At 73.2% G+C, this 23563-nt stretch carries 16 protein-coding genes; 3 read left to right on the top strand and 13 right to left on the bottom strand.

The genetic code is table 11. The annotated features are described in order from the left end of the window. Positions 1-104: 104 nt before the first annotated feature. The 7 genes from secA to PKE99_RS36095 all read right to left on the bottom strand — a co-directional run bounded on the left by secA (position 105) and on the right by PKE99_RS36095 (position 13754). Entirely contained in the window at positions 105-3053 is a 2949-nt protein-coding gene (secA, locus tag PKE99_RS36130) for a preprotein translocase subunit SecA (RefSeq protein ID WP_156068089.1), read from the bottom strand. Positions 3054-3304: 251 nt separating this feature from the next. Further along, positions 3305-3997 (bottom strand): ribosome hibernation-promoting factor, HPF/YfiA family, encoded by a 693-nt coding sequence (gene hpf / locus PKE99_RS36125; protein ID WP_037053970.1) that lies wholly within the window; start codon positions 3995-3997, stop codon positions 3305-3307. Positions 3998-4138: 141 nt separating this feature from the next. Then, complete coding sequence (locus PKE99_RS36120; protein ID WP_271214968.1) at positions 4139-4996, bottom strand: ComF family protein; 858 nt, start codon at positions 4994-4996, stop codon at positions 4139-4141. A 170-nt stretch (positions 4997-5166) separates the two neighbouring features. Beyond that, a complete protein-coding gene (mtrB, locus tag PKE99_RS39670; RefSeq protein ID WP_425566529.1) occupies positions 5167-8652 on the bottom strand; it encodes an MtrAB system histidine kinase MtrB in 3486 nt (1161 codons plus the stop codon). 27 nt (positions 8653-8679) lie between these two features. Further along, positions 8680-9357, bottom strand: a complete 678-nt coding sequence (mtrA, locus tag PKE99_RS36105; RefSeq protein WP_037053966.1) for an MtrAB system response regulator MtrA — start codon at positions 9355-9357, stop codon at positions 8680-8682. Positions 9358-9530: 173 nt separating this feature from the next. Further along, complete coding sequence (locus PKE99_RS36100) at positions 9531-10484, bottom strand: SEC-C metal-binding domain-containing protein (protein ID WP_037053964.1); 954 nt, start codon at positions 10482-10484, stop codon at positions 9531-9533. A gap of 201 nt (positions 10485-10685) precedes the next feature. Beyond that, positions 10686-13754 (bottom strand): DEAD/DEAH box helicase, encoded by a 3069-nt coding sequence (locus tag PKE99_RS36095; protein WP_197040900.1) that lies wholly within the window; start codon positions 13752-13754, stop codon positions 10686-10688. 107 nt (positions 13755-13861) lie between these two features. Between PKE99_RS36095 and PKE99_RS36090 the strand changes: the two genes are divergently transcribed. Beyond that, entirely contained in the window at positions 13862-14497 is a 636-nt protein-coding gene (locus tag PKE99_RS36090; RefSeq protein ID WP_037053962.1) for a dTMP kinase, read from the top strand. 55 nt (positions 14498-14552) lie between these two features. Here the strand turns inward: PKE99_RS36090 and PKE99_RS36085 are convergent, their stop codons facing one another. From PKE99_RS36085 to PKE99_RS36075, 3 genes are all read right to left on the bottom strand, one after another. Continuing rightward, positions 14553-15035 carry an NUDIX domain-containing protein gene (locus tag PKE99_RS36085; RefSeq protein ID WP_051738336.1) on the bottom strand — a complete coding sequence of 161 codons (483 nt, stop codon included), beginning with the start codon at positions 15033-15035 and terminating at the stop codon, positions 14553-14555. 40 nt (positions 15036-15075) lie between these two features. Beyond that, positions 15076-16578 (bottom strand): adenosylhomocysteinase, encoded by a 1503-nt coding sequence (ahcY, locus tag PKE99_RS36080; RefSeq protein ID WP_037053960.1) that lies wholly within the window; start codon positions 16576-16578, stop codon positions 15076-15078. A gap of 219 nt (positions 16579-16797) precedes the next feature. Continuing rightward, positions 16798-18156 carry a glutamate mutase L gene (locus tag PKE99_RS36075; RefSeq protein WP_051738335.1) on the bottom strand — a complete coding sequence of 453 codons (1359 nt, stop codon included), beginning with the start codon at positions 18154-18156 and terminating at the stop codon, positions 16798-16800. A 118-nt stretch (positions 18157-18274) separates the two neighbouring features. Here PKE99_RS36075 and PKE99_RS36070 point away from each other — a divergent pair, with 118 nt between their 5' ends. Beyond that, positions 18275-19900: a long-chain fatty acid--CoA ligase gene (locus PKE99_RS36070; protein ID WP_037053958.1), complete on the top strand. Its 1626-nt coding sequence runs from the start codon at positions 18275-18277 to the stop codon at positions 19898-19900. Positions 19901-19990: 90 nt separating this feature from the next. Here PKE99_RS36070 and PKE99_RS36065 read toward each other — a convergent pair whose 3' ends face one another. Then, positions 19991-20431, bottom strand: coding sequence for a VOC family protein (locus PKE99_RS36065; protein ID WP_037053955.1), 441 nt, complete (start codon positions 20429-20431; stop codon positions 19991-19993). A gap of 55 nt (positions 20432-20486) precedes the next feature. Between PKE99_RS36065 and PKE99_RS36060 the strand changes: the two genes are divergently transcribed. After that, a complete protein-coding gene (locus PKE99_RS36060) occupies positions 20487-21170 on the top strand; it encodes a TetR/AcrR family transcriptional regulator (RefSeq protein WP_081924750.1) in 684 nt (227 codons plus the stop codon). Positions 21171-21617: 447 nt separating this feature from the next. Here the strand turns inward: PKE99_RS36060 and PKE99_RS36055 are convergent, their stop codons facing one another. Then, positions 21618-22445: a carbon-nitrogen hydrolase family protein gene (locus tag PKE99_RS36055; RefSeq protein ID WP_037053989.1), complete on the bottom strand. Its 828-nt coding sequence runs from the start codon at positions 22443-22445 to the stop codon at positions 21618-21620. A gap of 77 nt (positions 22446-22522) precedes the next feature. Beyond that, entirely contained in the window at positions 22523-23371 is an 849-nt protein-coding gene (locus PKE99_RS36050; RefSeq protein ID WP_037053952.1) for a carbon-nitrogen hydrolase family protein, read from the bottom strand. Positions 23372-23563 lie beyond the last annotated feature (192 nt).

Here is a 23563-nt window from a genome sequence, read left to right as displayed (position 1 = left end):
CACCTGGACGGGCCTGTGCACCGACCACGGCTCGCGGGCCCGACTCGCGCGTGACCCGCTCAGCACCGCCCACGCGACCCGCTCAGGTCACGTGCCAGGCGCGTTCAGCGCTGCTTGCGCGAGGCCCGCTCCTGGCGACGCCGCTCGGCGCGGTTGCCGCTCGCACCCTGCGGCTGGCGCTGTGCGCCGCCCCGCTGGCCCCCGCCCCGCTGGCCGCCGTCGCGGGTGACGACCTCGCCGCCGTCGTCGCTCGGGCCGCTGTAGCTGAGGTTCTGCTGCGGCGGGCCGGCACGGAAGGCCGCCGGGAGGACCGAGGTGGGGGTGTCGTCCGGACGGCCGTCGGCGGCCTGCGCGGCCACCCGCGGGATCCGGCTGGTGACGGGCTCGGCGGCGGCCGGCGCGCTCGTCACGGCCGCCCGCGTGCCCTGCTGGACACCGGCACCGTTCTGACCGGCCCCGTTCTGGGCGCCGTTCTGCCCCGCCGCCGCGGCCCCCGCCGCGGTCCCGGCCGGCACGGCCTCGGCCGCCGGCGACTCCTGGACCTGCACCACGACGTTGAACAGGTGCCCGACCGTCTCCTCCTTGATGCCGTCGAGCATCGCGGTGAACATGTCGTAACCCTCGCGCTGGTACTCGATCACCGGGTCGCGCTGGGCCATCGCCCGCAGGCCGATGCCCTCCTTGAGGTAGTCCATCTCGTAGAGGTGCTCGCGCCACTTGCGGTCGATGACCTGCATGAGGACCTGCCGCTCGAGCTCGCGCATCCCGCCCTGCGCACCGATCATCGCGTCCATCTCGGCCTCGCGCACCGAGTAGGCGCGCTCGGCGTCCTCGATGACCGCGTCCGTGATGCGCTCGGCGGTGAGCTCGTCGAGGCCGCCCTCCTCCGGGTCGCCGTCGACGAGGTCCTGCCACTTGATCGAGATCGGGAACAGCTGGCCGAGCGCGGTCCAGAGCTTGTCGAGGTCCCAGTCCTCGGCGTAGCCCTCGGCGGTGGCGCCCTGCACGTACGCGGTGATCACGTCGTGCAGCATGTGCCGCGTCTGCTCCTGGACGTCCTCACCGGCGAGGACCCGGCGGCGCTCGGCGTAGATGACCTTTCGCTGCTGGTTGAGCACCTCGTCGTACTTGAGGACGTTCTTGCGGATCTCGAAGTTCTGCTGCTCGACCTGCGTCTGCGCGCTGCGGATCGCCCGCGTGACCATCTTGGCCTCGATCGGGACGTCCTCGGGCAGGTTGAAGCGGTTCATGATCGACTCGACCATGGCGCCGTTGAACCGCCGCATGAGCTCGTCGCCCAGCGACAGGTAGAACCGGGACTCGCCGGGGTCGCCCTGGCGGCCGGAACGACCGCGCAGCTGGTTGTCGATGCGCCGCGACTCGTGTCGCTCGGTGCCGAGCACGTACAGCCCGCCGGCCTCGCGCACCTCCTCGGCCTCGGCCGCCACCTGCTTCTTCATCCGCGCGAGGGTCTCGTCCCAGGCCGCCTCGTACGCCTCGCGGTGCTCCACCGGGTCCAGCCCGCGGCCACGCAGCTCCAGGTCGGCGAGGAAGTCCGGGTTGCCGCCGAGCATGATGTCCGTACCGCGGCCCGCCATGTTCGTGGCGACCGTGACGGCGCCGGCGTGCCCCGCCTGCGCGACGATCATCGACTCGCGCTCGTGGTGCTTCGCGTTGAGCACCTCGTGCGGGACCTGGCGCTGCAGCAGCAGCTTCGACAGGTACTCGGACTTCTCGACACTCGTCGTGCCGACGAGAACCGGCTGGCCCTTGTGGTGCTTCTCGGCGATGTCGTCGGCAACCGCCTCGAACTTGGCCGCCTCGGTCTTGTAGATGAGGTCCGCCTGGTCGATACGGATCATCTCGCGGTTCGTCGGGATGACGACGACGTGCATGCTGTACGTCTGGTGCAGCTCGGCCGCCTCGGTCTCGGCGGTACCGGTCATGCCCGAGAGCTTGTCGTAGAGGCGGAAGTAGTTCTGCAGCGTGATGGTGGCCAGGGTCTGGTTCTCCGCCTGGATGTCCACCTTCTCCTTGGCCTCGATGGCCTGGTGCATGCCCTCGTTGTAACGGCGCCCGGCCAGCACGCGGCCGGTGAACTCGTCGACGATCAGGACGTTGCCGTCCCGGACGATGTAGTCCTTGTCCTTCTTGAACAGCTCCTTGGCCTTCAGGGCGTTGTTCAGGTAGCCGACGAGCGGGGTGTTGGCCGCCTCGTAGAGGTTGTCGATGCCGAGCTGGTCCTCGACGAACGCCACGCCGTCCTCGGTGACGCCGATCGTGCGCTTGCGCTCGTCGACCTCGTAGTGGACGTCCTTCTTCAGCAGCGGCGCCATCCGCGCGAACTCCTGGTACCAGCGGGCGCTCTGCTCGGCCGGACCGGAGATGATCAGCGGGGTGCGGGCCTCGTCGATGAGGATGGAGTCCGCCTCGTCGACGATCGCGAAGTTGTGCCCGCGCTGCACCATGTCGGCGGAGTTCCACGCCATGTTGTCGCGCAGGTAGTCGAAGCCGAACTCGTTGTTCGTGCCGTAGGTGACGTCCGCGGCGTACATCTCGCGGCGCTGCGCCGGGGTCATCTCGGCGAGGATCACGCCGACCGACAGGCCGAGGAACCGGTGGATCCGGCCCATGTTCTCCGAGTCGCGGCGGGCCAGGTAGTCGTTCGTGGTGACGACGTGCACGCCCCCGCCGGAGATGGCGTTGAGGTAGCTGGGCATGACACAGGTCAGGGTCTTGCCCTCACCGGTGCGCATCTCGGCGACGTTGCCCAGGTGCAGCGCCGCGCCACCCATCAGCTGGACCGGGAAGGGACGCTGGCCGAGCGTGCGCTTCGCCGCCTCGCGGACGACGGCGAAGGCCTCCGGCAGGAGGTCGTCGAGGCTCTCCCCGTCGGCGTGCCGCTCGCGGAACTCGTCCGTCTTCGCGCGCAGCTCGGCGTCGGACAGGGGCTCGATCTCGGGCTCGAGCGAGTCGATGTGGGCGGCGATCCTGCCGAGCCGTTTCACCAGCTTCGTCTCACCGGCACGGAGCAGGCGGTTCAACAACGGCACTGGTCGACCTCATTCGCGATCGCGGTCTCGGGCGCGGTCCTGCGGGCCCGACGGGCGCCGGAGGACCGGGGCGGACGCCGGCGCACGGCAGACACCCGCGAACCATGGTAGCCATCGGCGCGGCGACCCCTCACCGTGCAACGACCCCGGACCCGTGTGGGTTCCGGGGTCGTGCGGTGGGCGGACGCCGGGGCGCGGCGGAGTGCCGCACCCCGACGCCCTCGTGGGCAGGGCCGGTGGGGTCCTCCCGATCAGCCGCCGAGACTGATCACGCCGTAGTCGTATCCCCTGCGCCGGTAGACGACCGAGGGCGTGCCGCTCTCGGCGTCGGCGAAGAGGTAGAAGTCGTGGCCGACCAGCTCCATCCGGGAGAGCGCCTCGTCGACGCTGATCGGTTCGTCCGAGTGCTGCTTGCGCCGCACGATGCGACCCGGGACGTTCTCGTCCTCCTCGCTGTCGGTCGCGTCGTACCCGGTCGCCTCGGGGCCGGCGCCCGGCAGGTCGTCGAGGTGCTCGGCGTGCCCGCGGGGCCGGGGCACCTCGACCTCCGCGGCGCCGAGCATCTCCTCGGTCTCCGGCAGCGTGTCCAGGAGTGCGACGGCGGACCCGCCCCGGCCCGCCATCACGCGGGAGCGGCGGTCGTTGAGCCGTCGGCGGTCGTGGGAGCGCCGCATCCGGCTCTCCAGCTTGGACACCGCACAGTCCAGTGCTCCGTAGAAGTCCTGCGCACACGCCTCGGCGCGTACGACGGGCCCCCGGCCCCGTCCCGTGATCTCGACGCGTTGACAGATCTTGGCCTGACGGCGGTTCGGCTCGTGGAAGAGCTCGACCTCCATACCGACGATCTTGTGGTCGTACCGTTCGAGGCGGGACAACTTCTCCTCGACGTGGATCCGGAAGTGATCCGGCACCTCCACGTTCCGGCCGGTGACGACGATCTCCACTCGACTTCCCTCGCTCTCCGTGCGTGCTCGGCGTCGGGGCGGTGTTTTCGGGCCTCCCGGATCAAGGGGCGCGACAGCGGGGCGTGACCCTGGGGAGACCCGAAGCGGACGATCGGTGTTCCCCTCCCGTTGTGGTCTGGGTTACGTGTGCCAGGCACGGTAGTGCGCATCACGCTTTGGCAACAGTCCTGAGCGACGAGTGACGCCGAACCGGGCGAAATCGGTGGATTCTCTTTCCCTGACCTGCGCAAACACGTATCGTGGTGGGGTTGCGCGGGCCTGCGGCGAGGCCCCGCCCACCCGGTGCCGGCGGTCCGTACGGCTGCTCGCGTCGCACAGCACGACCGCCCCCGCGACCCCGATCCCGACCTCCGCCAGGGCCCGTGCGCAGGCACGGAGCGTGGCCCCGGTGGTCACCACGTCGTCGACGAGCACCACCGCATCGGGTGGGTTCTCCGGCGACCGCACGAACACCCGCCCGGCGAGGTTCGCGGCCCGCCCCGCGGCGTCGAGCCCGAGGGAGTCCCGGGTCCGGCGGGCCAGCCCGAGCAGCCGGAGGGTCCGCCCGGGCGCGATCCGCCGGCACAGCCGCAGCACGTGGTCGCCGCCGCGCGCCCGCCGCGCCGCGGGCCGCGAGGGCCCGGGCACGAGGAGCGCGCCGGGCGGTACGAGCGGGGCGAGCACCGCCGCCAACGGCGCGGCCAGGTCGCGGCGGCCCCGCTCCTTGTAGGCGAGCAGGGCGGTGCGCAGCGGCCCGCGGTACCGGCCGACGGCGAGGATCTCCGGCGCCTCGGGCAGGACGACGCGGTGCGGGTCCGGCAACCGCGCGGTGCACTCCGGGCACCAGCCCGCCCCGCCCGCGCCGCAGCCCCCGCACGAGCCGGGCAGCAGCAGGTCGAGCAGGCCGGCGAGGAGCAGGTGCGGAGACCGGCGCGGAGACAGGTGCGGGGCCGGATCCGGGATCGGTCCGGGCCGGTGCGGGATGACGGGGCGAGCCATGCCCCCCACCCTGACCGTCCGCACCGACGGCCCCGCCCCGGATCGGGGCGCACGGGCCGGATTGTCCACAAATCCGGCCTCGCCCCGAGCTCCGACGTCGTCCACACAGTCGTCCACACAGTCATCCACACAGTCGTCCACGCGGCGGTCCTGCGGGGAACCGACCCGGCTCAGCCCGGGTAGAGCGGCACCCCGTCCGGCGCCGCGCCGAGCACCTGCCGCCAGCTGTCGAGCTCGCCGCCGTCGTAGCTCCAGATCCCGCCCTGGTCCGCGACCAGGAACGGTCGGCTCGACGCGGCGGTCACGGCCTTGAGTGGCGGGGTCAGGTTGCTGCCCGGCACCAGCTGCAGGGTCAGCCCGTCGGACGACACGAGCGACACCGGGCGGTCCGACCGGGCCGTGACCACGATGAGCGACTCGTCCGCCCGCCAGTCCACGCCGACGACGTCGGAGAGGTCCGACGGGCGCAGCCGCCGGACGTTGCGCACCGCGACGTCGCCGTCCGCCGCTCGCACGACCGCCCCGGTGACCAGGCCGCCGTCGACGACCGCGGCGACCCGCATGCCGTCGCGCGACAACCGCAGATCGGTGAGCGGGCCCAGCGCGGTGAGCGCGGAGACGTTGACCTGCCCGGTCCGCACCACCCCGGTCTGGTCCACGGTGACCCGCGCGACGACCGCGCCCGGGCCGCCGCCCAGCACCGTCCACACCTCGCCGCCGGTCGGGGTCCAGGTCGGCCGGGACAGCGACGAGCCGGACAGCGACACCGCCTCCAGCATCCCGTCCGTGGGCCCGACCAGCAGCCGCACCCGCCCGCCGTCCCGGGCGACCGCGGCGATGCGGGCGCCGTCCGGGGTGGTCGCGGCCGACGCGATGTCGAAGGACCCGTTGCCCGCCTGTCCGTTGAGCGGCTCGCCGCCGGGCAGCGCCCGCACGCGGCCACCCGTCACGACCAGGGCGGGGACGTCCGCACCGGGCTGCACCGAGGCGCCGGCCCCGGCGACGTCGTCGGCCGTGAGGTCGGGCCTGCCGGCCAGGAGCGGCGCGCCGTCGACGAGCAGCCGCACCCGCGGGACGTTGATCTCGGCGAGGGTCTGCACGAACTGCGCCGCGATGAGGCGGCGGCGGGCCTCGTCGAGGTCGCCGACCTGCGTGAGGTCGACGATCAGCGCTCCGTCCGGGGACTCGGTGACGTTGGTGCGCAGCCGGGCCGACGGCGGCACGACGGACTCCGCGGCGTCCTGCAGCGCGGGCGACGGGCCGGTCAGCAGCATGTCGACGGTCCGCGACGGCAGCGCCTGCGCGGGCACCGCCGGGAGGTACCGCAGGTCGGCGACGGTCGCCCGCCGGGCGGGGTCGACGAAGTACCCCTTCACGGTGCGGAAGTTGGTGCGGAAGTCCGAGAGCCGCACGAGCACGCCGGCCGGGAGCCGGTCGATCCGCCACTGCCCGTCGGCGCGGCGGACCGTCACGTCGATCTCCACGGGCGCCTCCGCGGGCTCGAAGGCGCCGAGCGGGTCGAGCGAGCCGACCCGGTCGCCGCGGATGCGCACGGTCGCGGTGTCGGGATCGGTGCTGCTCGTGGGCGGGTAGACGGTGTCGAACTGCTCGTCGAGCACGGTCAGGGAGTCGCCGTCGTCCCAGCCCTGCGAGGCCTCCTGGGTGAGGAACCGGCGGGCCGCCCCGTGCCTGTCCACCGTGCTGCCCGAGGCGTAGACGAAGCCGCGGACCAGGTCGAGGGGGTTGGTGCCCTCGACCGGCCCGGCCGGGATGTCCGGGGAGTCACCCTCCGTGACCTTGCGCAGGACCTGCACCGACGACTCGCCGGGCACGCTCGCGCACCCGGTGGCCAGGGCGAGCAGCGCGGCCAGGATCAGCAGCAGCCGGCGGGTCACCGGTCCCCCCGCGGGTCCAGGACGGCCGGTTCGGCGGGCTCGACGGCGTCGTCGCCCGCCGCGGACCCCCCGTCGCGCAGCTCGGTCGGGATCGGCGTGCCCCACGGCGGGGTGGGAACCGACGCCGGGAGCGGGTGCCCGGTGTCCGGGTCGTCGCCCTCGGGCTGCAGCGGCAGCGGGCTGGATTCGAGCAGGTCCCCCTCGGTGCGGGGCAGGGTCAGCCGGAAGGCCGAGCCGCGGCCCGGCTCGCCCCACGCCTGCAGCCAGCCGCCGTGCAGCCGGGCGTCCTCCAGGCTGATCGGACAGGCCCAGCCCGCTGCCACCGCTGCGCCGCGCCCGGGACTCCTCGGCGCGCCAGAAGCGGTTGAACACCAGCCCGGCCTCGCCCGGCCGCAGTCCGACGCCGTGGTCGCGGACCACCACGGCGACGGCGTGCTCGTCGCCGGCCAGGGTGACGTGCACCGGCCGGCCCTCGCCGTGGTCGATCGCGTTGGCGACGAGGTTGCGCACGATCCGCTCGACCCGCCGCGAGTCGACCTCGGCATAGACGTCCCCGGGGAGGTCGAGGACCAGTGACGTGCCCGACTCCTCCGCCAGCCCGCGGACCGCCTCCACCGCCCGGGAGACGACGTGCCGCATGTCCAGCCGGTCGGTGCCCAGCTCGGCCACGCCCGCGTCGAGCCGGGAGATCTCCAGCAGGTCGCCGAGCAGCGTCTCGAACCGGTCCAGCTCGGTGACCAGAAGCTCCGAGCTGCGGCGCAGCGCCGGGAGCAGCTCGTCCCGGGAGGCGTAGAGGATGTCCGCGGCCATGCGCACGGTGGTGAGCGGCGTGCGCAGCTCGTGGCTGACGTCCGACGTGAACCGGCGCTGCAGGGCGCCGAACTCCTCGAGCTGGCGGATCTGGGTCTGGATGCTGCTCGCCATCTCGTTGTACGACTCGAACAGCCGCGCGACCTCGTCCTCGCCGTGCACGGGCATGCGTTCGTCGAGATGTCCCTCGGCGAACCGCTCGGCCACCTCGGCGGCCTGCCGGACGGGCCGCACCACCTGCCGGGTGACCAGGCTCGCGATGCCGGCGAGCAGCAGGATCAGCACCAGCCCACCGACGATCAGGGTGCTCTGGACCAGGCCGAGGGTCCGCTGCTCCGCGTCGAGCGGGAACATCAGGTACAGCTGCAGCTCGCGTCCGGCGGTGCGCACCGGCTGGCCCACGACCAGCGTCGGGATGCCGTCCACGGTGGTGTACTGCGTGGACAGGGCGCCGTTCGCGACGGTCTGCCGCTGCTCGGGCGAGACGTCGTCGAGGTTGCCCGCCGAGATCTCCGGGCCGCTCCCGGTGCCCGTGGTCAGCGCGGCGCGGAACTCCCCCGCCGTGGGTGCGCCCGCCGCGTCGGCCGTGGACTGGTTGGTGAGCTGGTCCAGGGCGTTGTTCAGCGTCCCCTGCGCGCCCTCCCGGTCGGGATCGACGCCGGACAGGTCCCGTTCGGAGATCACGCGCGCGGACTCGGCCTGCGCGATGGCCGCGTCGAACTTGCCCTGCAGCAGCCGGTCCGCGATCTGGGTCTGCAGCACCAGGCCCAGGACGAGCGAGACCGCGGTGGACAGGGCGAGGGTCGAGACGACGACGCGCAGCTGCAGCGAGCGGCGCCACGCCGCCAGCGCGACGGCGCGGATCTCGGAGACGAGCACGCCGGCCGACGCCGCCGCCCGCTTCGCCCGCCGGGCGAGCGGCAGCCGCGCGACGAAGGACCTCACGGACACGGATGCCTCAGTGACACCGGGACGTCATCACGGCGGCCCCGCCTTGTACCCGACCCCGCGGACGGTCAGCACGACCTCCGGGTGCTCGGGGTCCTTCTCGACCTTGGACCGCAGCCGCTGGACGTGCACGTTGACCAGCCGGGTGTCCGCCGCGTGCCGGTAGCCCCACACCTGCTCGAGCAGCACCTCGCGGGTGAAGACCTGCCGGGGCTTGCGGGCGAGCGCCACGAGCAGGTCGAACTCCAGCGGGGTGAGCGCGATCCGCTCGCCCTTGCGGGTGACCTGGTGGGCCGGCACGTCGATCTCCACGTCGCCGATCGTGAGCTGCTCGGCCGGCTCGGCCTCGGTGCGCCGCACCCGCGCCCGGATGCGCGCGACCAGCTCCTTCGGCTTGAACGGCTTGACCACGTAGTCGTCCGCGCCGGACTCCAGGCCCAGCACGATGTCCACGGTGTCGCTCTTCGCCGTGAGCATCACGATCGGCACGCCCGACTCGGCGCGGATCGCCCGGCAGACGTCGATCCCGTTCATGCCGGGCAGCATGAGGTCGAGCAGCACGACGTCCGGGCGCATGTCCCGGACGGCGGGCAGCGCCCGGGTCCCGTCCCCGACCACGGCGGTGTCGAAGCCCTCGCCCCGCAGGACGATGGTCAGCATCTCGGCCAGGGCCGGGTCGTCGTCGACCACCAGAACGCGCGACTTCATGGGAGGAAGCATCCCACTGAGGTCCGACAGTCCTGTTCCGACCCGCGAACTTCCCGAACCGCGCCCATCCCGCGTGCACCTGGCCATGCCCGGACCGAGCGAGGACGATGCCGATCACGGGCGTGGACCGCCCGCGGTCCGCCCTGGCAGAGGTGGACGGCACCGTACGGGAATCACACCTCCCCGGGGCGGCCACGCACCGCCCCACAGCACTTCTTGTACTTCCGCCCACTCGCGCACCAGCAGGGATCGTTGCGGCCCGGGGGCCAGACCAGCGCCTGGTCCTCCGGCAGGGTCTCCCGGTAGCGCAGGCGCGTCTCCTCCTGCTCGGGGTCCAGACCCTCCGCGTCGGCGAACGCCGCGAGGCCGGCCGCGCTCAACCGGTAGAGCCTGACCGACGTCCCGCTGCCCTCGGTGATCTCGCGCCAGTGGAGCTCGGCCGAGGCGAACTGGCCGTCGTCCGACACGTAGGTCGCCGGCCAGCGGCGGCAGGCATCGGCACGCTCCGACCTCGTGAACACGGCTACCCGGAAGAGCGTGGCGGTGGGCGGGCCGGCCATGCCGCCGCGCAGACCGCGCCGCAGCCGCTGTAGGTCCGTCGCGGTGGGCGGCGCCGGAGTCAGCTCGTCCGTCGTGTCCCACGGCAGGCCCAGCTCCTCGCGCACCAGGCGGCGGCCCCGCAGGGTCGGAGCCGCCAGCTCCATCCAGCCCTCCGGACCACGGAGCGCATCGAGCGCGTCGGGGGACAGTCGAGTGACGAACCTGTCGTACCAGCCCAGGGCCTCGGAGAGTGCTCCGCGTCCGGCCAGCAGCTCGGCGACCATCCCGCAGTGGCCGCCGTCGAGGTCGGGGTGGCGGGCCAGCGCGTCGAGCTCGGCACGGGCCTCCTTCTGGCGACCGTCGGCGAGCAGGACCTCGATCAGGTCGGTCCGCGCCCAGCAGCCGTCCTCGCCCTCCTCGGCGACCAGCTCGCGGAGCATCCGCTCGGCGCGCGCGCCCTCGCCGGCGTCGCGCCAGGCGTACGCCGCCTCGCGGAGGATCTCCGCACGTTCGTCGGGATACTCGGCGACCTGCGCTTCGAGGGCCTCGGCCTCCTCACGCGCGACATCGGCCGGAGCGAGTCTCATGGAAGGCAACGGTATCGGCGGGTCGGGGCGTTGTCGTGTTCCTGCGGAGCGTGTCGCCATCACGCACGGCCCGTCCACGGATCGATGTCCTGGAGGGCCGTGAGCAGCTCCGAGGGCACCAGCTCGTCGTGGACCGTCCGGCCGTGGCGGGCTGCTCCGCCACGACGTCAGGAGAGACGAGCCTGGTCGGACCTGACCAGATCAACCAGCCACCACGCTCGCCGCGAGGAAGGTCTCCCCCGGCATCTCCCGGCGGAGCCGCCAGACCATCGAGATCGGCTTCTCGCCCTCGTGCGAGACGTACTCGCAGGTCCCGAGGCAGAGGAACGGGGCGGCGCCGATGTCGTCGTTCTTCGTCTCGCGCACGAACAGCGCGACGTGCGTGCCCCGCTCCCGGTGGTGCAGGTACCGCTGCCCGGTCTCGGAGGCGACGGTCGTGGCGTTCTGCGACTCCCAGTGGAAGAGGTCGGGCCGCTGGGCGTAGTCGCGGTACATGGTGGTCGGCGAGAAGTCCCGCTCGGTCTTGCGGAGGTTGACGAAGAAGGCGTCCGTCCGCGTCTCCGGCGCCCAGACCACGCCGGCCGCGTGCCCGTACGCCTTCCGCTCGAGCGACGCCCAGTCCAGCGCGGCGAGCACCTCCTCGCGCCGGTAGTGCGCGTGGCTCTGCAGCGGCACGTGCTGCAACCCCTCCCCGAGGGACCGCGGGACGTGCCGCGCCCGGTCGAGGGTCAGGGCGACGAGCTCGCGCAGCTCGGCACAGACGGCGGGGTGCCGGCGCAGGTGGGCGAGGCCCTCCTCGTAGTGCGCGAAGCCGCCGCGGTCCGGCCAGACCAGGAAGAACAGCATCCGGGCGAGCCGCTGCTCGCGCTCGGTCAGGTCGGCGTAGCGCGGGCCCGCGGGGTCGGCCAGCTGCGCGTAGACGGACGCCCGCTCGGGGTCGTCGACGTGCGTGAACAGGGCCAGCCGCTTGAGCAGCGCGGCCTCGCCCGGACCGGCGTCGGGCGCGGGCAGCCCGGCCTCGCGGCGCAGCGCCGTCCACGAGCCGCCGGAGCGGTAGACGTCGGCCAGATCCCGGTCCGCCTCGCGCAGGTAGTCGGCCAATCCGACGTCGCCGTACGAGCGCACGTCGGCCACCAGGTCGGCCTTCCGCAGCCGCAGCTGCCCCTTCACGTTCTCGAGCACCGTCCGCCGGGCGACCGGGTCGAGGACCAGCGCGGATCCCGCGGGCAGGTACGGGAAGCCCTGCTCGACGTCCTCGATCAGCCGGCGCCGCGAGCTGCCGGTCAGCGCCCGGTACCGCAGGTCGAACCGGAACTCGCGGCGGTGCTGCCCGATGAGGTCCAGCACCGTGAGCACCGCCTTGCCTGGCGCCCGCCGCAGCCCGCGCCCGAGCTGCTGCAGGAACACGGTGGCGCTCTGGGTGGGCCGCAGCAGCAGGACGGTGTCGATCTCGGGGATGTCGAGGCCCTCGTTGAAGAGGTCGACGGCGAACAGGCAGTTGACCTCGCGCTCGCACAGCCGGCGCAGGGCCTCCTCCCGCTCGGGCCGCGGCGTCGCCCCGGAGACCGCGAGGCTCGGGATGCCGGCCCGGGTGAACACCGCCGCCATGTACTCCGCGTGGGCCACGGAGACGCAGAAGCCGAGCCCGCGCATCCACCGGACGTCCGTGACCTTGTCGCGCACCTGCCGGACGACCATCGCCGCCCGCAGGTCGTTGCCGGTGTAGAGGGTGTCGAGCGCAGCGGAGTCGTAGGAGCCCCGCTTCCACTCGACGCCGCGCAGGTCCACCTCGTCGGCCACCCCGAAGTAGTGGAAGGGGACGAGCAGGTCGGCGTCGAGGGCGTCCCAGAGCCGCAGCTCGAAGGCGCTGCGGCCGTCGAAGAAGCGCCGGACGTCCGTACCGTCGGTGCGTTCGGGCGTCGCGGTGAGGCCGAGCAGCTCGCGGGGCTGCAGGCGGGCCAGCAGCCGGCGGTAGGTCGCGGCCTCGGCGTGGTGGAACTCGTCGACGACGACCACGTCGAAGTGGTCGGGCGGGAGCCGGTCGATCCCGTACGCGTGCAGCGACTGCACGCTCGCGAACACGTGCGTCCAGCGCTCCGGCCGCTCGCCGTCGACGTGGACCTCGCCGAACGCGCCGTCGGCCAGCACCGCCCGGTACGTGCGGCGGGACTGGTCGAGGATCTCCTTGCGGTGCGCCACGAAGAGCAGCCGGTCGCGCGGCAGCTCGCGGCGGAGCCGGGCGTAGTCGAGCGCGGCGACGACCGTCTTGCCCGTACCCGTCGCCGCGACGACGAGGTTGCGGTGCCGGTCGTGCAGGTCCCGCTCGGCGGCGAGCGCCTCGAGGATCTGCGCCTGGTGCGGACGCGCGGTGACCTCGAGTCCGGTCAGCGGGGTGACGTCGACCCGGTTGCGGCCCAGCGCCTGCGCCAGCCGCTCGACGTCGGCCGGGTTCTCCGGGTCGTACGGCACGAACTCCGGGTTCGCCCAGTAGCTGTCGAAGGTGGTCTCGAACTTGCGGATCAGGTGCCCGGTGCCGACCGAGGACAGCCGGACGTTCCACTCGAGGCCGTCGACCAGTGCCGAGCGCGACAGGTTGCTGCTGCCGACGAAGGCGGTGTCGAAGGTCGATTTCCGTCGGAACAACCAGGCCTTGGCGTGCAGCCGGGTCGACGCGCTGGCGTAGCTGATCTTCACCTCGGCGCCGTAGCGACGGACCAGCTCGTCGATCGCGCGCTGCTCGGTGGCGCCCATGTAGGTCGTCGTGATCACGCGGAACGGGATGCCGCGCTCGCGCAGCCGCGCCAGCTCGTCGCCGAGCACCCGCAGGCCGTGCCAGCGGATGAAGGCGCAGAGCAGGTCGACCCGGTCGGCGGAGACCAGCTCCGAGTTCAGCGCCGCCATCAGCGACGGCTCGCCGTGCGCGTTGGTCAGCAGCGCCGCCGACGACAGCGGGGTCACCGGCCGGACCAGCTGGTGCACCCCCGGCGCGACCTGCCGGGTCAGCACCACGAGCTGCTCCACCGCCTCGGCGAGGCGCTGGTCGTGCTCGTCGAGTCGGTCGAGCAGGCGGTTGACCAGGTCCACCCGGCCGGCCTCCGACGGCGTCGCCTTCAGTGCCCGTTCGACGGCGGCCGCGACGTGCCGGGTCAACACCTCTGCCTGGTCCGCCTCTTCGACCGACGCCCACTGCGGCACCAGCTCGGCGACGCGCGCCAGGTCGGCCTCGAGCCCCGTCGTGCGCAGCCGTTCGTGCACGCCCTCGTTCAGCACACCGTCCCCTACCCGCGCCCGCCGGCGCACCCCTCAAGATCAGCGAGGCGGTCACGCTATCGGGTGACGTCGGACGACCGGCGCGCGCTCCGCTACCGTCCGGTCCCGTGGGGCGGCTGATCGTGATCGAGGGGCTGGACGGGTCCGGCAAGGCCACGCTGACCGCCGCGCTGGTGGCCGCGCTGCAGGAGCGCGGCGCCCGCGTCGCCACCCTGGCCTTCCCCCGCTACGAAGCCGACGTCCACGCCGAGCTGGCGCGTGACGCGCTGTACGGGCGGCTCGGCGACCTCGCCGACTCGGTGCACGGGATGGCCGTGCTGTTCGCCCTGGACCGCCGCGACGCCGTGTCCGAGCTGCGGCAACTCCTCGGCACGCACGACGTCGTCCTGGTGGACCGGTACGTCGCGAGCAACGCGGCCTACAACGCGGCGCGGCTGAAGCAGGGGGCGGACGGCGAGGTCGTCGGCTGGGTCCGGGAGCTGGAGATCGCGCGCTTCGGCATCCCCGTGCCGGACCACCAGCTGCTGCTCGCCACCCCGCGGGAGGTGGCCGCGGAGCGGGCGGAACGGCGGGCGGCGGCCGATCCGGGCCGGGCGCGCGACGCCTACGAGTCCGACGAGGGGCTGCAGGAACGCACCGACGCCGTCTACCGGGAGCTCGCGGCCGCGGAGTGGCTCAGTCCGTGGACCGTGCTGGAGGGCGACACCGACCTCCCCGCTCTCGCGGCGACCCTCCTGCGGTAGTTGCAGGTCAGCCGGGGTCGTGAGTGGCAACTGCCGCTCTAGGGGCAGTCGGCGCTCACAGGGTGGAGACGCGGGGCCAGGAGGCGGCGAAACCCGGGTGCAGCTGCGGGCCCTCGGGGGTGCCGAGCGACGCCGCGGGGAACCAGGAGAACTCGACGCTCTCCCCGCCGCGGATCGCCACCGGCAGCGCCGCGGCCGCGCAGACGACGACCGTGGTGTAGCTCCAGCCGCCGTGGTCGTCGACGAAGCGGGCGGTCTCGACCAGCGGGCCGGTGTCGAGTTCGGACTCCTCCGCGGCCTCGCGCCGAGCCGCCGACTCGGCCGACTCGCCGTAGTGCCGCGCGCCGCCAGGGATGCCCCACGTGCCGCCGTGATGACTCCACAGCGCCCGGTGCTGGAGCAGCACCAGGTCGCCGGAGCGGACCAGCAGACCCGCCGCCCCGTACAGCCCCCAGTGCTTGTGCCCCTGGGCGCAGTACTGCCACCCGTCGCCGCTGGAGCCCGTGGGGATCGGCTCGGGAAGGGGAGCGGCGGTCATCAGTCAACCCTAACCCGACGACCGCCGCCCCAACCAGAACTCAGTACCGGTAGTGCTCCGGCTTGAACGGGCCCTCGACGTCGACGCCGATGTACTCGGCCTGGTCCTTGGTGAGCTTGGTGAGCTCGCCGCCCAGCGCCTGCACGTGGATCTTCGCGACCTTCTCGTCGAGGACCTTCGGCAGCCGGTAGACGTCCTTGTTGTACTCCTCGTGCCTGGTGAACAGCTCGACCTGCGCGATCACCTGGTTCGAGAAGCTGTTGCTCATCACGAAGGACGGGTGGCCCGTCGCGTTGCCGAGGTTCATCAGCCGGCCCTCGGACAGCACCAGGATGGAGTGGCCGTCCGGGAACACCCACTCGTCGACCTGCGGCTTGATGTTGATCCGGATGATGCCCTCGATGCGGGCCAGCCCGGCCATGTCGATCTCGTTGTCGAAGTGCCCGACGTTCCCGAGGATCGCCTGGTGCTTCATCTTCTTCATCAGGTCGACGGTGACGATGTCCTTGTTGCCCGTCGTCGTGATGACGATGTCGGCCTGCTCGATGACGTCCTCCAGGCGCGCGACCTGGTAGCCCTCGAGCAGCGCCTGCAGCGCGCAGATCGGGTCCGCCTCGGTGACGATGACCCGCGCGCCCTGCCCGGACAGCGCCTCGGCCGAGCCCTTGCCGACGTCGCCGTAGCCGCAGACCACGGCCACCTTGCCGCCGATCAGCACGTCCGTGCCCCGGTTGATGCCGTCGATCAGCGAGTGCCGGATGCCGTACTTGTTGTCGAACTTGCTCTTGGTGACCGAGTCGTTGACGTTGATCGCCGGGAACAGCAGCAGGCCCTGCTCGGCCAGCTGGTAGAGCCGGTGCACGCCGGTCGTGGTCTCCTCGGTGACGCCGCGGATGTCCGACGCGACCGTGGTCCACTTCTGCGGGTTCTCCGCGAGCGAGCGGCGCAGGACGTCGAGGATGACCCGGTACTCCTCAGAGACCGTGAGGTCCTCGTCGTCGACCGTGGGCACCACGCCGGTCTTCTCGAACTCGACGCCCTTGTGGACGAGCAGGGTGGCGTCGCCGCCGTCGTCGAGGATCATGTTCGGGCCGACGAGCTCGCCGTTGGAGTCCCGGAAGTTGAACAGCTGCTCGGTGGCCCACCAGTACTCGGCGAGCGTCTCGCCCTTCCACGCGAAGACCGGCACGCCCTTCGGCTCCTCGGGGGTGCCGTGCGGGCCGACGACGATCGCCGCGGCGGCGTGGTCCTGCGTGGAGAAGATGTTGCAGGAGACCCAGCGGACGTCGGCGCCCAGGCTGACCAGGGTCTCGATCAGGACGGCGGTCTGCACCGTCATGTGCAGCGAGCCGGCGACCCGGGCGCCGTGCAGCGGCCTGGCCTCGGCGTACTCGCGGCGCAGCGCCATCAGCCCCGGCATCTCGTTCTCGGCGAGCCGGATCTCCTTGCGGCCGAACTCGTGCAGGCCGAGGTCGGCGACGGCGAAGTCGAGGCCGTTGCGCTCCTGCAGCCGGCCGTGCGGGTCGGTGATGCTGGCGGTCATCGTGAACTGTCTCCTCGTGCTGCGGTCAGGGCAGACGGGAGGGCCCCGCGGTGCTGGCGGTGGACGATCGGCACGACACGGGCCTCCTCCCGGAACGGTGGAGGCGCCCTTCTCGTCGTCAGGCCGCGGACCGAGCGTGGCGGACGGATCCGTCCGCTGCAGCGCCTCTCGGTCCCGCGGTGCGTGCGCCGTCCAGGATGGCACGGCCCGGGACCCGGCTCAACGTGACCCCAGCAGGTGGTCGCACAGCAGCGCCTCGGCCGCGGCGCACCGGTCGTGGGCGGCGAGCAGCCCGGCGGGGGCGAGCGCGAAGTCCGCGTCGACCAGCACGGACGCCGACGTGAGCAGCGGGGCGAGCATCGGGTCCTGCTGCAGGGTGCCGACCACCGCGCCGATGCCGGCGGCGTCGCGCTGGCGGAACACCCCACCGGAGAGCACGACGAGCCCGACGGGGCCGGACCCGGCGGCCTCGGCCGGGTGGCCGGGGTCGTCGTCCTCGGGGCCGAGCTCGTCGCGCAGGTGCCGCCGCGCCGCGACGACGGCGGCGAGCGCCGCGATCCGCCGGTCCTCGGCCGCACTGCCCGGGTCCCGCGGGACCGAGCCGACCTCCGCCGTCATCCCGCGGACCGTCGCGGTGAGCAGGTCCGCCTCGACCGGGTCGACGATCTCCTCGGCCTGCGCCTCCAGCAGCACGCCCTCGGCGGCGGCCCGCACCCCGAGGTCGCCCTCGACGGTGCGGCGCGTCCGCCCGCCCGGAGCGGCGGAGTGGACGTCCGTGGTCGCGCAGCCGACGTCGACGACGAGCACCCGCGTCCCGCAGATCCGCGCCAGCTCGGCGGTGCCGCGGCGGACGGCGTCGGGCGTCATGAACCGGACCATGCGCCGGAAGCGGGGCGCCGCAGCGGGCGCCCTCCCGCCGAGCACGTGCTGGGCGAAGACCTCGGCGAGCGCGGCGCGGGCCGGGCCGGGGACCAGCTCGCCCGGCGCCGGCGCCACGTTCGCGCAGGCCACGACGGTCCGGCCGGTGGCGCGGAGCAGGGCGAGGGCGTCGTCGCGCGCCTCGGCGTTGCCGGCCAGGACGATCGGGAACCGGACGCGGGCCCGGGCGAGCTTGCCCGCGTTGTGCAGCAGGACCGAGGGATCGTCCCCGTCCGCGCCGCCGACCAGCAGGACCGCGCCGGGCCGGTGCCCGCGCAGCACCCGGACGTCGGCCGGCTCGAGCGGCCCGGCGTGGACGTGCACGACGTGCGAGCCCGCCGACCGCGCGACCCGGTGACCGGCCTCGGTGGAGATCAGCTTCTCGGTGCCGACGACCGCGAGCCGCAACCCGCCCCCGGCCGACGAGCAGGCCAGCACGGCCGGCTCGGGCTCGCGCGCCGCCGCGGCGGTGACCCCGCGGACAGCGGCGTCGACGCCCTCGAGGACGTCGGCGGTGGTGGTGCGGTGCTCGGCGAACCCGGCGAGCCCGCCGTCGGGATGGACGAGCACGGCCTTGGTCCAGGTGGAGCCGACGTCGAGACAGACGGCACCGGTCCCCGGAGGCGCCCCAGGGCCGCCCGGCGCAGCCGCACCCGTCATGGACGGGGAGCGTACCGGCGGTGACGCTGCGCGGTGCCGTCATGACCGCCGGATCTGTCCGGGTGTCGGGGTCCCCCGGTACGGTGATCGTGATCCACGACACTCCTCGGGAGCGACGATGCTCGGACTGATGCAGGACCGCCCGCTGGCGCTGCCCCACGTGTTCCACCGCGCGGAGCAGCTCTTCGGCCACAAGAGGCTGATCACCGCCGAAGCCTCCGGCGAGCGGGTGACCACGGTGGCGGAGTGGGCCGTGCGCGTCCGCCGGCTCGCGACGGTTCTCGACTCGCTCGGCCTGTCCGCCGACGCCCGGGTGGGCACCTTCTGCTGGAATACCGACCGCCACCTGGAGCTGTACCTCGCCGCGCCCTGCACCGGGCGTGTCCTGCACACGTTGAACATCCGACTGTTCCCCGAGCAGCTCGTCTACATCGTCAACCACGCCGAGGACGAGGTCGTCTTCGTCGACCGCTCGCTGCTGCCGCAGCTGTGGCCGCTGGTGGACAAGTTCGAGACCGTCCGGCACATCGTGGTGATCGACGACGGCGCGGAGCACGAGATCCCCGCCGACCCGCGGGTCCGGGACTACGAGGAGCTGCTCGCCGCGGCCGAGCCGTTCGCCGGCCGGTTCGTGGTCGAGGAGGAGAACAGCGCCGCGGCCATGTGCTACACCTCCGGCACCACGGGCAACCCGAAGGGAGTGGTCTACAGCCACCGCTCGGCGGTGCTGCACTCGCTGATCACCCTGACCTCCGACGCGTTCGGCCTGGCCGAGCGGGACGTCGTCCTGCCGATCGTGCCGATGTTCCACGCCAACGCCTGGGGCATCCCCTACGGCGCGCTGCTCGCCGGCGCCGACCTGGTCTTCCCCGGCCCGAACATGACGCCCCAGGCGATCGTCGGGCAGCTGGAGCGGCACCGGGTCACCGTCACCGGCGGGGTGCCGACGATCTGGATGGGCGTGCGGCCGCTGCTCGCCGACCACGACCTGTCCTCGCTGCGGGCGATCATCTGCGGCGGTTCCGCCGTGCCGCGCTCGCTGTCCGAGGCCTACCGCGAGGCGATCGGCATCCCCATGCTGCACGCCTGGGGCATGACGGAGACCTCGCCGATCGCCAGCGTCTCCTCCCGGCGGTCGCACCAGCAGGACTGGAGTGAGGACGAGCGGGCCGACGCCCGCGCCCGCCAGGGCCAGCCGGTCCCGCTCGTCGACCTGCGGATCGCCGACCCCGAGAGCGGCGAGGAGCTGCCGTGGGACGACCGCGCCACCGGCGAGCTGCAGGCCGCGGGTCCCTGGATCGCCAAGGAGTACTACCGCGGCGAGGGCGGCGGCACGCAGTTCACGCAGGACGGGTGGCTGCGCACCGGCGACGTCGCCGCCGTGGACAGGTGGGGTTTCGTCCGGCTGGTCGACCGGACGAAGGACCTCGTGAAGTCCGGCGGCGAGTGGATCAGCTCGGTCGACCTGGAGAACGAGATCATGGCGCACCCGGCGGTCGCCGAGGCCGCGGTGATCGCGATCCCGCACGAGAAGTGGACCGAGCGGCCGCTGGCGTGCGTGGTGGTGAAGCCGGGGCAGTCGCTCACCGGCGAGGAGCTCATCGAGTTCCTGACGCCGCGGGTGGCCAAGTGGTGGCTGCCCGACGCCGTGGAGTTCATCGACGAGGTGCCCAAGACCAGCGTCGGGAAGTTCTCGAAGAAGACGCTGCGGGACAAGTTCTGGGGCTACACGCTGCCCTCCTGAGCGGCCGTCACCGACGCGGCCCAGCCTCCCCCTCGCCGGGCCGCGGCGGGTGGGTCCGGGTCAGGCCGGGCCGCGACGGGTGGGCGCGGGTCAGGCCGGGTCCGCGACCGCCCGCCCGTACCCCGCCCTGCCGGACTGGTCGATGCCGTGCCGCTGGTCGGTGTAGAGGTGGTGCTCGTGCCCGTCCGGGTCGTGCACCACGACGAGCCAGCCGACGCTGGCCTCGACGATCGGCGAGTGCTCGGCGCCCTGCTCGTCGAGGTGCGCGACCCACCCCTCGAGGGCCGCGCGGTCCCGTACGCCGAGCATCACCTCGAACCCCGGGACCCCCGTCGCGCCCGGGATCTCCCGCAACGCCAGGCCGGTGTACCCGCCTCCGGGCAGGTCGCCGGCCACCCCGCGCACCACGCCGTTCTCGTCGGGGAACTCGTACAGGGGTGCGAAGCCGTACACCCGCCGGTACCAGCCGACGCTCGTCGGCAGGTCGGCGACGGGCAGCTTCACGCAACGGACCCCGGTCAGCTCCGGCATGACACACTCTTTTCGTTGAACTTGCAGTGCATCGAATGCGTGTAGAGTGCACCTCGTGCCCGAGCAGGTCAAGAGGTCGTACCGGTCGCCGTTGCGCGAGGAGTCCGCACGCCGCACACGCGCCGCCATCCGCGAGGCGGCGACCGCGTTGTTCGTCGAGCAGGGGTACGTGCGCACCACGGTGAAGGAGATCGCGGCGACGGCCGGTGTCGCGCTCCGCACCGTGCACGCGGCGTTCCCGGGCGGGAAGGCGGAGATCTTCCACGAGGCGCTCGACGTCGCCACCGCCGGCGACGAGGAGCCCGTCGCCGTGGCGGATCGGCCCGCCTTCGTGGCGGCGCTCGAGGACCCCGACCGGCTCCTCCCGGAACTGGCCCGCCAGGGCACCGAGCTGCTCGAACGGGCCGGGCGCCTGCTCGCGGCCTGCCAGGGGTCGTCGGGCGCGGACGCCGACATGCGGGAGCTCGACGACCTGGGCGCGCGCACCATGTCCGCCAACATGCGGACCGTCGCGGAGGCGATGGAGCGGCACGGCCTGCTCACCGTTCCCGTCGACGAGGCCGCCGACGTCCTGCTCACACTCTGCAGCCCGCAGGTCCACGACCTGCTGCGGCACCGCCGGGGCTGGAGCCCGGAGCACTACGCCGCCTGGCTGGAGCGCTCGCTCGCGCTGCTGCTGTGCACGCCGCCCGACCGAGAGGGACGCCAGGTCTTTTCAGGGCCGCCCCAACGACCCTGACGTCCCCCTCGCCGGGCCGGCCACCACCACCACGCCCCCACACAAGATCGGCGGCTGCGTGCGGGTACGGCCCCCGGCAGCGCCCTCACTGCACCGAACCGCCAATCTCACCAACCGGTGCGGCGTCCCGCCGGCGCACGATCACCAGTTGCGTGCACGCACGGCTCGGGGCAGCGCCCTGAGTGCACCGCACTGCCGCTCACCCTTCGGCGCCGCGCCCGGGGGGCGCAAGATCACCAGTTGCGTGCACGTACCGCTCCCGGAGGCGCCCTGAATGCACGGAGTCTCCGATCTCGCGGACTGCGTCGGCGTCCCGCGGTCGCAAGATCACCGGTCTCCTGCACCCACGGCTCTCGGCACCACCCTCAGCGCACAACACTTCCGTTCACCGAGTACCCGGCGCACCGCACAGCCGATCTCACCGACCTGAGCGGGCGGCGACGGGTCTCAGCGGTAGGCCTCGGGGCGGCGCTCGGTGAGGTGGGAGAGCCGGCGGCGGGCGGCGCCGAGCGAGGCCTCGACGTCGACCTCGGCCACCGCGATCCCGGCCTTGGCCCAGGTGCGGGCGAGGACCTCGCCGTCGGGCCCGACCACCTTGGCCTGCCCGAGGAAGCGCATCCTGCCCATCGACCCGGTCTGGTTCGACGACACCAGCACGATCTGGTTCTCCGCCGCCCGCGAGCGGTCGTAGAGGTCGAAGAGCCGCGACTGGCGGTCCTGCGCCATCCGCGGCGCCCGGTTGGTGATGCTGGTGGGCCAGGCCGAGAGGCAGGCGATGATCTCGGCACCGTCGAGGGCGAGGGCGCGGGCGGACTCGGGGAAGGTCTTGTCGTAGTCGACGAGCATGCCGAGGCGCCCGACGGGCGTGTCGAAGGCGCCGAAGCTGTCCCCGGCCGCGTAGACCCGCTCCTCGCCGACCGGCTGGTGGACCTTGCGGTGCAGGCCGAGCACGCCGCTGCCGTCGACGCACGCGGCGGTGTTGTACCGGATCCCGCCGGGCCCCGCCTCGCACAGCCCGATGCAGACGACCATGTCGCCGGCCAGGTCGGCGACCTTGCGCAGCTCCGGTCCGTCCGGGTCGAGCGCGGGTGGCAGTTCGGCCTCGGCCTCGGCGCCGAAGTCGGAGAGGTAGCCGCCGAGCGCGGCGTCGGGCAGCACGAGGAGGCCGACCCGCGAGCGCCGGGCGTGGTCGATCAGGGTCGCCACCCGGGCGAGGGCGCCCTCCAGGTCCCGGCCGAACGCGGCCGCCACGGCACCGATCCTCAGCGCGCCCACGCGCCCCTCCCCGCGCCCCGGCGGCCCCGCCACCGACAGCCCCGCCACCGACTCCGACACCGACCGGTCCTCGCCGCTCAGGCGGCCTCGAACGGTGTCCCGTCCGGGGCAGCGTACGTGTCGGGGCGCCGGTCGCGAAGGAAGTTCATCCCGGCCCGCGCGGCGTCGACGGCGGCCTCGACGTCGAGTGCGGCGGTGGCGAGGCCCTCGCGCTGTCCGGTCCAGGCGAGGATCTCCCCACCGGGGTCGACGACCTTCGCGCTGGCGGCGAACCGCAGGTCGCCGAACGTGCCGTACTGGTTCGACGCCACCCACACGACCTGGTTCTCGAGCGCGCGGGCGCGGTCGAACAGGTCCATCCGCCGGGTCCAGCGGTCCTGCGCGGGGTCGGAGTGCCGGTTGGTACGGCTGACGGGCCAGGCCGACAGTGAGCAGACGACGCGGGCGCCGTCGAGCGCCTGGGCGCGGGCGGCCTCGGGGAAGGCCTTGTCGAAGCAGATCTGCATTGCCATCCGGCCGACCGGGGTGTCGAAGGCCTCGAACCGGTCCCCCGCGGCGTACGAGGCGTCCTCGCGCAGCGGCTGGTGGACCTTGCGGTGCCGCCCGAGCACGCCGTCGCCGGTCACGCAGACGGCGCTGTTGTACACGCCGTCGGGCGCCCGCTCGCAGTACCCGGCGCAGACGACCATGTCCCCCGCCAGCGCGGCGAGGGTGGCGATCTCCCGCCCGTCGGGGTCGAGCGCGGGCGGCAGCTCCGCCTCCCCCTCCAGGTCGGTCAGGTACCCGCCGAGCGCCGCCTCCGGCAGCACCAGCAGCCCGACGCCGTCCGCGCGGGCCTCCGCGACCAGCGCGGTGACGCGGGCGAACCCCTCCACGAGGTCGCGCCCGAACGGTGCCGACACCGCCGCCATCCGCAGCGTGCCCATCCGGCCTCCTTGCGCACGTGAGGGGGAACGGTCCCGGGGGCGTTCGGGACCGTTCCCCCTCAGGTCATCACTCGTGAGTGGCGATAGTCGCTCTAGCGACTATCGCCACTCACGGGGTCAGAGCTGGTAGGTGGAGTTGATGATCGCGCCCTTGCGGGCGTAGTGGATCAGCGCGTCCTGGACGTCGAGCGG

Origin of the sequence: Pseudonocardia halophobica (assembly GCF_027922425.1) — a bacterium.
Lineage (GTDB): Bacteria > Actinomycetota > Actinomycetes > Mycobacteriales > Pseudonocardiaceae > Pseudonocardia > Pseudonocardia halophobica.
This window is presented reverse-complemented; position numbering and strand designations above follow the sequence as displayed.